Consider the following 11,956-nt stretch of genomic DNA (forward strand, 5'->3'; position numbering starts at 1 on the left):
GCCGCAGGTCTGCCCGACCGACCGATGCCAGGGGCCGCCCCTCAGCACGACCGTCGTCGCCATCGATCCGATGACGACAGGAGACGGTCGTGAGCACCTACCCCAACCCCGGACTCGAGGCCGAGCTGGCCTACCGCCGGGAACTGCTCCAGCAGATCGGCCGCGGCACCCGCACGCGGCGCAACGCCTGGACCACCCGCTGGTCCCGGCGGGCGCGCTGAGGGAGGACCCCGTCCTCCTCACCGCTGGCAGCGGCCCTCCCCGGCCCCGTCCAGGGGCACCGCCCCGAGCCTGCGAGGGGTGGGGAGGGCGGGGTCCTTGCACCGTGAGTGGTGGGGGGCAGGAGGGCCCTTCTGCCACGATCGGCGTCGTGCCGCAGTGGGACGACGACCGACCGCTCGTGGGCCGGGACGCGGAGCTCGCCCGCCTGCTGACCACGGTCGACCGCGCACTGGAGGGGCGCGCCGGGGCCGTGCTGCTCGCCGGGGACGCCGGCGTCGGCAAGACCCGGCTGCTCGACGAACTCGCCGCGCGCGCCGCCGAGCGGGGTCTGCGCGTGCTCACCGGGCACTGCGTCGACCTCGGCGACGTCGGGCTGCCCTACCTGCCGTTCGTCGACCTGCTGCGCCCGGTGGCGGCGGGGTCCGGGCAGCCCGGGCTGCCGGAGCTGCTGTCCGGCCGGGGCGCTCCCGCGGTCCCCGAGCTGCCCGCGGGGGACGCCGACCTCGGCCGTCCGCTGGTGCGCCGTCCCGTCGCGGACAGCGGGCGGCTGCAGCTGTTCGAGTCGGTCGCGACGCTGCTGGGCGAGCTGGCCGCGGACACACCGCTGCTCGTCATCCTCGAGGACCTGCACTGGGCCGACCGCTCCAGCCGCGACCTGCTGCGCTACCTGCTCGCCCGACTCGGCGAGGAGTCGATCGCGCTCGTCGCCTCCTACCGGTCCGACGACCTGCACCGCCGCCACCCGCTGCGCCCGCTGCTCGCCGAGCTGGTGCGGCTGCCCGTGGTGGAACGGCTGGAGCTCGCGCCGCTCCCGGACGCCGCGGTCGGGGAGCTGCTCCGCGGACTGGCCGCCGGTGTGCCCGACCGCACGGTCGAGGACGTCGTCGCCCGCGCCGAGGGCAACGCCTTCTACGCCGAGGAGCTGCTCGCCGCCGGGCTGGCCGGCGAGACGCTGCCGCTGGGGCTGACCGACGTGCTGCTGGCCCGGGTGGAACAGCTCGGCCAGGCGGCCCAGCAGGTGCTGCGGGTGGCCGCGGTCGCCGGCCGCCAGGTGCGGCACGACCTGGTGGCCGCCGTCAGCGGGCTGCCCCCGGCCGACCTGGAGGCCGCCCTGGCGGAGGCGGTGCACCGCCACCTGCTCGTGGTCTCCCACGACGGCCGCTACCGCTTCCGCCACGCCCTGCTGCGCGAGGCGGTCCTCGCCGACCTGCTGCCCGGTGAGCGGGTGCGGCTGCACGCCACCACGGCCGCCCACCTCGCCGCCACTCCGGGGGCCGGCACCGCCGCGGAGCTGGCCCACCACGCCCGCGCCAGCAACGACCTCGGCGGCGCGCTGTCCGCGTCGCTGGAGGCGGCCGCCGAGGCGTGCCGCGCCGGTGCGCCGGCCGAACAGCTGCAGCACCTGGAGGCGGCGCTGGCGCTGTGGCCGGCCGTGCCCGACGCCGTCGCCCGCGCCGGTCGCGACCAGCCGAGCCTGCTGCTCGACAGCGCGGCCGCGGCCCGCACCGCGGGGGAGCCGCAGCGGGCGGTGGCGCTGATCCGCGCCGCGCTGGACCTGCTCGGCCCGGACGGCGACCCGGTGGAGCGGGCGCGGGTGCACTACCGGCTGGCCCAGGCGCTGGGCCGGATCGAGGACCAGGCGGCTGCCTACCGGGAGAGCAGCCGGGCCATGGCGCTGGTGCCGGCCGACCCGCCGTCCCCGGTGCGCACCTGGGCGGCGGCGACGCACGCGCGCACCAGCTGGGCCCTGGGCCGCCGGGCGGAGGCCGGCGCCGCGGCCGACGAGGCGCTGGCCGCCGCCGACGCCCTCGGGCTGGACAGTGCGTGGGCCGACACGGCGGTCTCGCTGGCCCGGCTGCGCGGCGGGAGCGACCTCACCGGCCGGCTGGAGGAGGCCCTCGTGCGGGCCCGGCGGTCGGGCGACACCGACGTCGAGATGCGGGTGCTGTTCAACCTCGCCGTCGTCCCGTACGAGGCCGGGGACGTCGCCGCCACGCTGCGCTGGGTCGACGAGGCGCTGCTCCGCGCGGCCGAGCTCGGCGTCGAGTGGTCGTTCTACGGCGCCGAGCTGCGCCACCTGGGCGTGTCGGCCCGCTACGTGTCCGGCGACTGGGACGGCAGCCTGGCGCTGGCCGACCGGCTGGCGCGCGTGCCGGAGATGGCCGCGCACGTGCGCGCCGCCGGGCTGCTGGTGCAGGTCGGCCGGGGGGACCCGTCGGCCGCCGAGCGGGTGGTCTGGGCCCACGGGTTGACCGAGCGGCTGGACGCGCACGTCCTGCTGCTGCTGGCGACGGCCGGGGCGGAGATCGACCTGGCCGCCTGGGCGGGGGACGCCGGGACCGCCCTGGAGCGGGCGGGTGTGGCGGTGCGGCAGGTGCAGGCGCACTGGGACGCCGACCGGCTCGCCGTGCTCCGGCTGGTCGCGACCGCGCTGGCCCCGGTCGGGGACGCCGCGGCGGCCGCCCGCCTGCAGGGCGACGAGACGGCGGCGCGGCGTTGGGTCCGGGCAGGGGAGGAGCTGGTCGCCGAGGCCCGCGCGGCGGTCGAGGACCACCGGCGCGGCGTCGGGCCGTTCGGCGTGGAGGCGGCCGCTTGGCAGGCCCGCGTGGAGGCCGAGGCGGCCCGGCTCGCCGGCCGGGCGGAGCCGGCGCTGTGGCGCGCCGCGGTCGACGCCTTCGGCTACGGGCACGTCTACGAGCAGGCCCGGTCGCGGTGGCGACTGGCCGAGGCGCTGCTGGCCGCCGACGACCGGGCCGCGGCGGCCGAGGAGCTGCGCGCCGCCGCGGAGGTCGCCGCCCGGCTCGGTGCGGCGCCGCTGCGGTCGGCGGTCACGGCGCTGGCCCGGCGCGGCCGGCTCGACGTGCCCGGGGTCGGGCGGGTGCCGGATGCGGCGGCGGTCCTCACCCCGCGGGAGGCCGAGGTGCTGCGGCTGCTGGCCCAGGGCCGCACCAACCGGCAGATCGGCGCGGAGCTGTACATGAGCGAGAAGACCGCGAGCGTGCACGTCAGCCGGATCCTGGCCAAGCTCGGCGCGGGCGGGCGCACCGAGGCCGTCGCCCTCGCCGCCGCCCGGGGGTTGCTCGCCCCCGCTTCCGGCTGATGCTCAGCGCCGGTCGGGATGGCACCTGGCCGTGGTGGTCGGGAGGAGTGGGGCCCGGAGGGTCCCCGACGAGCGGCCGGATGGGCTCAGCGCCGGTCGGGACGGCACCTGGCCGCGGTTGCGGTCCGGAGGACCGCCGTGTCACAGCATGGTGCGGAGGCGCTCGCGGCGGGCGCGGAGCACCTCGACCGACGCCGAGGCCGACGGCGGCCCCGGTACGGCCTTGCGCAGCTCGGTGTGCACCACCCCGTGCGGCCTGGAGGTCTTGGCCGCGACCCGGGCGACCAGCCGGTTGACCTCTCGGCGCAGTTCGGCGGCGTCGCGCCAGGAGCGGCCGGCGTCGTCCTCGTCGGGGTGGTCCTCGACGATCGGCAGCTCGCCGGTGTCGTCGTGGTGGGCGCGCTGGGCGATGCGCATCCGCAGCTCGTCGTCCCGCTTGGCCAGCAGCGACGCCGTCTGCTCGGCGGTGAGCAGGCCGGGGATGCCGAGGAAGTCCTCCTCCTCGGGCGCGATGTCGTCCCCCGCCCGCCCGGCCGGGCGTCCCTCGCCGGTGTGCGCGGTACCGCTGGCCAGCACGTGCGCGAAGCGGGCGTCGGCCTCCAGCGCCTCGAACTGCTTCACGGTGACCGGCTCGCGCTCCTTGGCCGGCAGCGGCTCGAGGTCGAGGGCCTCGGGGTCCTGCGCCTTGGGCGGCGGCATGACGTGGTTGCGCTGCTCCTCCATCGACGCGGCCAGCGACAGCAGGGGCCGGACGGCGGGGAGGAACACCGTGGCCGACTCGTGCGCGGCCCGGGCGCGGACGACGCGGCCGACCGCCTGGGCGAAGAACAGCGGCGTCCGGTAGGAGGTCATCCACGCCAGGACGGCGGCGCGCGGGACGTCGACGCCCTCGGAGATCATCCGCACGCAGACGGCGATCCGGGCCGACCCGGCGGCGAAGCGCTCGATCTTCTTCGACGCCTTGGGGTCGTCGGAGAGGATCAGCTCGGGTGCCTTGCCGGTGACCCGCTTGGCGATCCGGGCGTAGGCGCGGGCGTCGTCCTGGTCGCTGGCGAGGATCAGCCCGGCGGCGTCGGGCATGCCGCCCTCCTCACGCAGGTGGGTGATCCGGTCGTCCATGGCCGCGATGACGTGCGGCACCCACTGGCCCTTGGGGTCGAGCGCGGTGCGCCAGGCCTGCATCTCCACCGAGCGGGTGCCGGCCTCGGACAGCGACGCGGCGACGACCTCGCCGGCGGAGTTCCGCCAGCGCGAGGTGCCGGTGTAGGCGGCGAAGACGACCGGGCGGACGACGTTGTCGGCCAGCGCCTCCTTGTAGCCGTAGGTGTAGTCGGCGCGGCTGACCAGGCCCACCTCGCCGTCGCCGAGGTCCCCCTCGAAGCCGTCCTCCTCGTAGCGGACGAAGGGGATGCGCTCGTCGGGCTTGGTGCGGAACGGCGTCCCGGTGAGGCACAGCCGGCGCGCGGCACGCCCGTAGGCCTCCTCGACGGCCTCGCCCCAGGAGAGGCCGTCACCGGCGTGGTGCACCTCGTCGAGGATGACCAGCGTCTTGACGGCGGTGGCGCGGGCGGCGTGCAGCATCGGCTTGCCCGCGACCTGGGCGTACGTGGTCACGTAGCCCTGGGTGCCGGCGCGCACCGGGCCGACGGCGTTGGTCAGGTTCGGGTCGAGGACGATGCCCATCCGGTCGGCGGCCTCGGCCCACTGCAGGCGCAGGTGGTCGGTGGGACAGACGACGATCACACGGGCCACCTCGCGCCGCTGCAGCCGCCGCGCGGCCAACGTCAGCGCGAAGGTCGTCTTGCCCGCGCCCGGCGTCGCGGTGACGAGGAAGTCCTTCGGGGACTCCTGCTCGTACTTCTCCAGCGCGGCCTGCTGCCAGGCCCGGAGCGGTCGGCTGGTCCTCTGCGGGGCGACCGCCTCCGCGCGTGCTGCACTCGCCATGTCGTCGGCCATCCTGCCTGCGGCGACGGAGACACGCCCAACCGGCCGCCTCCCGCGCGCGCCGCCCCCCACGACGTATGGCGCCGCCCGTCGCGTCGCTGACCTGCGCCGATGGTCGCCCGAGTCGGGTGGTGCGGGCGTCGTCCGGCCCGGGGATGGACCGGGTCGTCCGTTCCGGCAGTCCCGGCTGCCCACCGCGCCCCAGCCGTCCCACCCGCGCGGGGCGGCCCGACGGCAACGGTCGTACGCTGGGTGCGGCTCCTCGACCAGGAGGCCCTCCCGGCCCGGGTGACAGCGGCACACCTCCCGCACCCCGGCGCCGTCCCCCTCACCGTGCAGTCCCTCCTGGAGCACCCGTGTCGTCCGCCGTCGTCCTCCCCCGTCCTGCCCCTGCCCTCGCCGAGCGACTGGCCGGGGTGGCCAGCTCACCGGTCCGCGAGCTGCTGGCCCTCCTCGACCGGCCGGAGGTCGTCTCCTTCGCCGGTGGCCTGCCCGCACCCGAGCTGTTCGACCTCGACGGCGTGCGCGCCGCCTACGACGCCGTGCTCTGGGGGCCCTCCGCCCGCCGGGCCCTCCAGTACGCGCCCACCGAGGGCGACCGGGAGCTGCGCGCCCGGGTCGCCGCCCGGATGACCGCCCGTGGCCTGCTCACCACCGTCGACGACCTGCTGGTCACGACCGGCTCGCAGCAGGCGCTGACCCTCGTCGCGACGGCGCTGCTCGACCCGGGCGCGGTCGTGCTGGTGGAGGACCCGACCTACCTCGCGGCGCTGCAGTGCTTCCAGCTCGCCGGCGCCCGGGTGGTGCCCGTGCCCACCGACGAGCACGGCATCGACCCGGCCGCGCTCGCCGACGTCCTGGAGCAGGAACGGCCGGCGCTGCTCTACCTGGTCCCGACCTTCGCCAACCCGACCGGGCGGACCATGCCGGCGCAGCGGCGGGCCGAGGTCGTCGAGCTCACCGCCCGGCACGGCATCTGGGTCGTCGAGGACGACCCCTACGGCGAGCTCCGCTACCGGGGCGCCCCAGTGCGCCCGCTCGCCGCGCAGCCGGGTGCCGACGACCACGTGCTGCACGTCGGGAGCTTCTCCAAGATCGCGGCACCGGGGCTGCGGCTGGGCTGGCTGCGGGCGCCGTCCCGGCTGCTGCCCGCGCTGACCGTCGCGAAGCAAGCGGCGGACCTGCACACCTCCACGGTGGACCAGGCCGTCGCGGCGGCGTGGTTCGCCGCGGCCGACGTGGAGGCGCACCTCATGACCCTGTGCTCGGCCTACCGCGCGCGCCGGGACGCTCTCGTCGACGCCCTGCCGCACGTGCTGCCGCAGGGCAGCTCCTGGACCGACCCCGACGGCGGCATGTTCGTGTGGGTGCGCCTGCCCGGGACCGCCGACACCGCCGACCTGCTGCACCGTGCGCTGGCCCACGACGTCGCCTTCGTGCCCGGCTCGGCCTTCTACGCCAGGACGCCGGACCGGGCCACGCTGCGGCTGTCGTTCACCACGAACACGCCGGAGCGGATCGCCGAGGGCGTGCGCCGGCTGGGTGCGGTGCTGGCGGAGGCCTGAGCCCGGGCCCGGACGGGGTCAGGACGGCGTGACGACGGGTAGTCCTGCGTCGGTGGCTGCCTGCGCCAGTCGCTCGTCGTAGACCACGAAGGCGTCCAGGGCCGACCCGAGGCTCAACGCCGTCGCCAGGTGGACGGCGTCCAGGCTGCGCAGGGACGACGGCCCGAGGCCGACGGCCACCTCGAGGACGTCCCTGCTCACCGGGACGAGGTCGACGCCGGCGAGGAGCGTCCGGGCTCGCGGCACGCCGGCCGAGCCGGCTCGGGCGACGGTGCGGATGACCTCGACCCTCACGAGGTCGCTGGCCGTGACCGTCAGCGGAGACCGCCCTGACAGCCAGGTCTCGAGTGCTGCCGACTCCGGCTCGTCCAGCACGAGCTTGACGAGGGCGGAGGAGTCGACGGCGATCACAGCCGCTCGGTGCGCTGCTCGTCGAGGGCCTCGGACACGCTGAGCGCTCCCGGCTGGGGCGTGATCCGCTCGGGGGACCGGAACGGTGCGCTGGCCGGGATCAGCCGGCCCTCGGCGATCAAACGCTCGCGTGCCGTCGTCGCGGGGGACGGCGGGGCCAGGACCGCGACCAACTGGCCGCGCTCCGTCACCTCGACCGTCTCGCCGGCCTTCACGAGCGCCAGGTACCGGCTGGCGTTCTGGCGCAGCTCACGTACGCCGATGCGGGTCACGCCACGACGTAGCACCGGATGTGCTACATGGTCCCGGGCACCGACCCGACGCTGGTCCACTCACCGCCGGTTCCGCAGCGTGAGCAGGACGCCGGCGGTGAACAGCGCCGCCGCGACGACCGCGTAGAGCGTGGGCTGGCCCCCGCCGAGCAGGTCGTCCACCACGTTCCCCTCGTTGTTCGACGCGTTGAACGTGGCGTGCACGGTGCCGGCGGCCAGCAGGCTGCCCGCGGCGCCGCGGACGGTGGCGCCCACCAGGAGGCGCATCAGCACGCCGAGCGCCAGCAGCCCGCCGATCCCGAGCGCGACGGAGCCGGCGGCCAGGTCGCCGATGAGGGTCAGCGGCAGGTGGATCAGCGCGAACGGGACGGCGGTGAGCGCAGCGGCCGGGAGGAAGCCGTACCGCTGCTCCAGCCGGCCCTGGAAGAAGCCGGCCCAGACCGTCTCCTCCCACAGGTGCACGAGCAGCACCGCGGTCGCGACGGAGAGGGCGCCGGACGCGAGCGTGGCGAGCAGGTCGCCGGTCTGCAGGCCCCGTCCCGCGGCCACCCCGACGGCCAGGGTGAGCACCGGCAGGGCCAGCAGCACCGCGGCCCACCAGCCGGCGCCGAACCGCCACTGCACGGCGCGACGGAGCAGGGCCCGGACCGCGCCGGGCCCGTCGGCGACCGCGGTCACCCACAGCGCGGCGGGGAGCATCACGAGGAGCGTCGTCCCGAGGGCGAACGGCTCCTGGGGCAGCGCGCCTCCGGGGAGGACCCCGTGCGCGGTCAGCGCCGGCACCGACATGAGTGGCCACCCGACGGCGGTCACCAGCACGAGGAAGGCGGTCAGCGGCCGCCGCGCGACCCGGCCGCGCAGGCCGCCGGACGGAGCGGGGACGGGACGGCGGGCGTCGGTGGTGGACATCTCAGGACCTGCCTTCGAGTCGGGGGGAGGGGTCCGCGCCCAGCGCGCGGGCCCGACGGACCGACGCGGTGGGCAGGGCGGCCAGGTCGCGGGCGAGGACGACGTCGGCCTCCCGGGCCGCCTGCACCAGGCACAGGCACCGGCACTCGTCGGGGAGGAGCCAGGCGGCGCACCAGCCGATCGCCGTCCCGGACGAGCCGAGCCGGGTCACCGCCCGGTGGAGGGCGCGGTGCATCTCCACCGCGTCGACCAGGGACGGCGGGCAGCTCCGGAACTGCACGAGGAAGAGCCCCGCCTCTGCGTGCCGCTCGCCCATGCGGCCACGCTCCCGTCGGAGGGCGGTGCGCACAGCGGGCATTCCCCGGAGGGCGGTACGGGTCCTCCCACGGACCCGTACCCGCCGCTACGGTCCCCGGCCATGGTGCGGCGGGCGGCCCCCGCGACGGGGTTCCGGTTGCCGGCCGAGCGCAGCTCGTTCGTCGGTCGGCGGGCCGAGCTGGGCCGGGTGCGTGGGCTGCTGGCGGAGTCGCGGCTCGTGACGCTGGTCGGGCCGGGCGGGGTGGGGAAGACCCGGCTGGCCCTGCGGGCGGCCGACGAGCTGCGCCGGTCCTTCCCCGACGGGATCGCGCTCGCCGACCTGACCGCCGTCGCCGACCCCGCGCTCGCCACCGCGCAGGTCGCCGCCGCCTTCGACGTCCGGGACAGCACGGGCCGCTGGCTCCCGGCGTCGCTGGCCGACGTCCTCGGCGAGCGACGGGTGCTGCTCGTGCTCGACAACTGCGAGCACCTCCGCGACGCCTGCGCCGTGCTGCTCGAGGCGCTCACCCCCGCCTGCCCCGGCCTGTCGGTCCTGGCCACCAGCCGGACGCCGCTGGACCTGCCGGGGGAGGCGCTGTTCGCGGTGCCGCCGCTGCCGGTCGGTGCGGGGTCCGAGGCGGTGGCACTGCTCGGCCAGCGGGCCCGGGCGGCGGCACCCGACCTGGCCCTGACCCCGGCGGACGACGACACCCTCGCCGAGCTCTGCCGCCGGCTGGACGGCATCCCCCTGGCGATCGAGCTGGCCGCCGTCCGGCTGCGCACCCTCACCCCGGCCGAGCTCCTGGACCGGCTGGACGACCGCTTCGGGCTGCTGCGCCGGTCCGGGCCCGCAGGGCCGGACCGGCACCGCACGCTGCGGGCGACGATGGAGTGGAGCGCCGATCTGCTCGGCGGTCGCGAGCGGCTGCTGTGGGCCCGCGCGGCGGTCTTCGCCGGGGGCTTCGACCTGGCGGCCGCCGAGGCGGTGTGCGCGGACGAGGGGCTGCCGGAGGAGGACCTGCTCGACGCGATCGGCGGCCTGGTCGACGCCTCCCTGCTCACCGTCGTCCGGAACGGGACCGGGAGCCGGTTCGGGATGCTGGAGACCGTCCGGGCCTTCGGCCGCGAGCTGCTCGAGGCCCCCGGGCAGGCGGAGCCGGTGCGCCGGCGGCACCGCGACTGGTGCGCCCGGCTCGTGGCGGACGCGGCGGCGCAGTTCCTCGGCCCCGGGCAGGTCGCCGCCTTCGACCGGCTGGCCGCCGTCCACGCCGAGCTCGCCCCGGCGCTGGAGCACTGCCTGCGCACGCCCGGGGAGGAGGCGACCGGCCTGGCGACCGTCGCCGACGGGTGGCTGTACTGGGCGGCCCGCGGCCACCTCGGCGAGGGGCGGCGCTGGCTCGACCTGCTGCTGCGCGCGGTGCCGGCACCCTGCCCCGAGCGGGCACGGGGCCTCGTCGTCGCCGGCTACCTCGCCCTCGTCGCGACCGACCCGGAGGGCGCCGTCCCGCTGCTGGAGGAGGGGCTGCGGACCGCGCGGGAACTGGACCTGCCGGCGGTGGCCGCGCTGGCCACGCAGTACCTCGGGCAGGCGGCGCTCTTCCGCGGGGACCTGCCGGCGGCCGACCGGCTGTTGCGCGCGGCGGCCGCGGGGCACGAGGCGGCCGGAGCGCCGGCCGCGGCGTTCTGCTGGGCCGACGTCGGGGTGGTCGCCCTGCTCGCCGGCGACCTCGGGTCCGCGGACGCGGCCTTCGGCGCCGGCCTCGCCGGCGTCGACGACCCGTGGACCCGGTCGCACGCCCTGTGGGGCCAGGGCCTGGTGCGGCTGGCCGCCGGGGACCCGGTAGCGGCCGCCCGCCTCGAGGAGCAGGCGCTGCGGCTCATGCGCGAGGTGGACGACCGCAGCGGTGTCGCCCTGTGCGTGGCCGCCCTCGGCTGGACGGCAGCGGCGCGCGGGGACGCCGAGACGGCCGCCCGGCTGGCCGGCGCCGCGGACGCGGTGTGGCGGTCGGTGCCGGCCCGGCTGCCGGAACCGTTGGCCGCTCCGGAGGACCACTGGACGAGGGTGGCCCGGCGCGCGCTCGGTGAGCGGGAGTGGGGTGCCCGGTACGCCGAGGGGAGCGCCCTGGATCGGGCCGCAGCGGTCGCGTTGGCACTGGGGGAGGGGCCGGCGACGGGCGCGCCGCTGCTCCCGTCGTCCGGCCCGCTGACCCGCCGCCAGCGGGAGGTGGCCGACCTGGTGGCCCAGGGGCTGACCGACCGGCAGATCGCGGCCCGGCTGGTCATCTCCCCGCGGACGGCGGAGTCGCACGTCGAGCAGATCCTCACCCGGCTGGGCTTCCGCTCCCGGGCGCAGATCGCCGCGTGGGCGGCCGCCCAGGGGTGAGGACGGGGCGGCCCTCCGGGCGGCACCGCCATCGGACCCCCGACGGAGCCGGGGCGCGGCCGGCTACAGCACCTTCGACAGGAAGGCGCGGGTGCGCTGGTGCTGCGGATCGGTCAGGACCTGCTTGGGGTCGCCGGCCTCGACCACGACGCCGTCGTCCATGAAGACCAGGGTGTCGCCGACCTCTCGCGCGAAGCCCATCTCGTGCGTCACCACGATCATCGTCATGCCGTCGGCCGCCAGGCCGCGCATGACGTCGAGGACCTCCCCCACGAGCTCGGGGTCCAGCGCCGAGGTGGGCTCGTCGAAGAGCATGAGCTTGGGCTCCATCGCCAGCGCGCGGGCGATCGCCACCCGCTGCTGCTGGCCGCCGGAGAGCTGGTTCGGGTAGTTGTGCACCCGGTCACCCAGGCCGACGCGCTCGAGCAGCTCGACTCCGCGCGCACGGGCCTCCTCCTTGCGCGCGCCCTTCACCCGGATGGGCGCCTCGACGACGTTCTCGAGGGCGGTCATGTGCGGGAAGAGGTGGAAGCGCTGGAACACCATGCCGATGTCGCGCCGCTGCGCGGCCACCTCCCGGTCCCGCAGCTCGTGCAGCTTGCCACCGGACTCCCGGTAGCCGACCAGCCGGCCGTCGACCCACAGCCGGCCGGAGTCGATCTTCTCCAGGTGGTTGATGCAGCGCAGGAACGTCGACTTGCCCGACCCGGAGGGGCCGATGATGCACATGACCTCGCTGGGAGCGACGGCCAGGTCGATGCCCTTGAGCACCTCGACGTGGCCGAAGCGCTTGTGCACTCCCTCGGCCGCCACCATCGCCGTGCCGGCGAAGGGGCGGGCGTCCACGCTGGGG

General features: G+C 77.0%; 10 protein-coding genes. 4 read left to right on the forward strand and 6 right to left on the reverse strand.

Annotated features, from left to right (window positions below):
* Positions 1-89 precede the first annotated feature (89 nt).
* Together ACU610_RS23270 and ACU610_RS23275 are read left to right on the forward strand one after the other, a co-directional pair.
* The gene (locus ACU610_RS23270; RefSeq protein ID WP_281241934.1) at positions 90-221 is read left to right on the forward strand and encodes a hypothetical protein; all 132 of its coding nucleotides are present in this window, start codon (positions 90-92) and stop codon (positions 219-221) included.
* 149 nt (positions 222-370) lie between these two features.
* Positions 371-3,322 carry a helix-turn-helix transcriptional regulator gene (locus ACU610_RS23275; protein ID WP_446770062.1) on the forward strand — a complete coding sequence of 984 codons (2,952 nt, stop codon included), beginning with the start codon at positions 371-373 and terminating at the stop codon, positions 3,320-3,322.
* Between the two features lie 141 nt (positions 3,323-3,463).
* On the opposite strand, the gene ACU610_RS23280 is transcribed toward ACU610_RS23275, so the two are convergent.
* A complete protein-coding gene (locus tag ACU610_RS23280; RefSeq protein WP_446770063.1) occupies positions 3,464-5,266 on the reverse strand; it encodes a DEAD/DEAH box helicase in 1,803 nt (600 codons plus the stop codon).
* A 356-nt stretch (positions 5,267-5,622) separates the two neighbouring features.
* Between ACU610_RS23280 and ACU610_RS23285 the strand changes: the two genes are divergently transcribed.
* Entirely contained in the window at positions 5,623-6,831 is a 1,209-nt protein-coding gene (locus tag ACU610_RS23285; RefSeq protein ID WP_446770064.1) for an aminotransferase-like domain-containing protein, read from the forward strand.
* An 18-nt stretch (positions 6,832-6,849) separates the two neighbouring features.
* Here ACU610_RS23285 and ACU610_RS23290 read toward each other — a convergent pair whose 3' ends face one another.
* Genes ACU610_RS23290 through ACU610_RS23305 form a run of 4 tightly spaced genes read right to left on the reverse strand, consistent with a single transcriptional unit; the run spans position 6,850 to position 8,739 of the window.
* Positions 6,850-7,242: a type II toxin-antitoxin system VapC family toxin gene (locus ACU610_RS23290; RefSeq protein ID WP_446770065.1), complete on the reverse strand. Its 393-nt coding sequence runs from the start codon at positions 7,240-7,242 to the stop codon at positions 6,850-6,852.
* A complete protein-coding gene (locus ACU610_RS23295) occupies positions 7,239-7,514 on the reverse strand; it encodes a type II toxin-antitoxin system Phd/YefM family antitoxin (protein WP_446770066.1) in 276 nt (91 codons plus the stop codon). Before ACU610_RS23295 ends, ACU610_RS23290 begins: the two co-directional genes overlap by 4 nt.
* 60 nt (positions 7,515-7,574) lie before the next feature.
* On the reverse strand, positions 7,575-8,423 hold the full coding sequence (locus ACU610_RS23300; protein WP_446770067.1) for a CPBP family intramembrane glutamic endopeptidase: 849 nt from the start codon (positions 8,421-8,423) through the stop codon (positions 7,575-7,577).
* 1 nt (position 8,424) lies between these two features.
* Positions 8,425-8,739 (reverse strand): hypothetical protein, encoded by a 315-nt coding sequence (locus tag ACU610_RS23305; protein ID WP_446770068.1) that lies wholly within the window; start codon positions 8,737-8,739, stop codon positions 8,425-8,427.
* 102 nt (positions 8,740-8,841) lie between these two features.
* Here ACU610_RS23305 and ACU610_RS23310 point away from each other — a divergent pair, with 102 nt between their 5' ends.
* Complete coding sequence (locus ACU610_RS23310) at positions 8,842-11,103, forward strand: ATP-binding protein (protein ID WP_446770069.1); 2,262 nt, start codon at positions 8,842-8,844, stop codon at positions 11,101-11,103.
* Positions 11,104-11,166: 63 nt separating this feature from the next.
* Here the strand turns inward: ACU610_RS23310 and ACU610_RS23315 are convergent, their stop codons facing one another.
* Complete coding sequence (locus tag ACU610_RS23315; protein WP_446770070.1) at positions 11,167-11,949, reverse strand: amino acid ABC transporter ATP-binding protein; 783 nt, start codon at positions 11,947-11,949, stop codon at positions 11,167-11,169.
* Positions 11,950-11,956: the final 7 nt, after the last annotated feature.

The sequence above is a fragment of the Geodermatophilus sp. URMC 61 genome, from assembly GCF_052931555.1.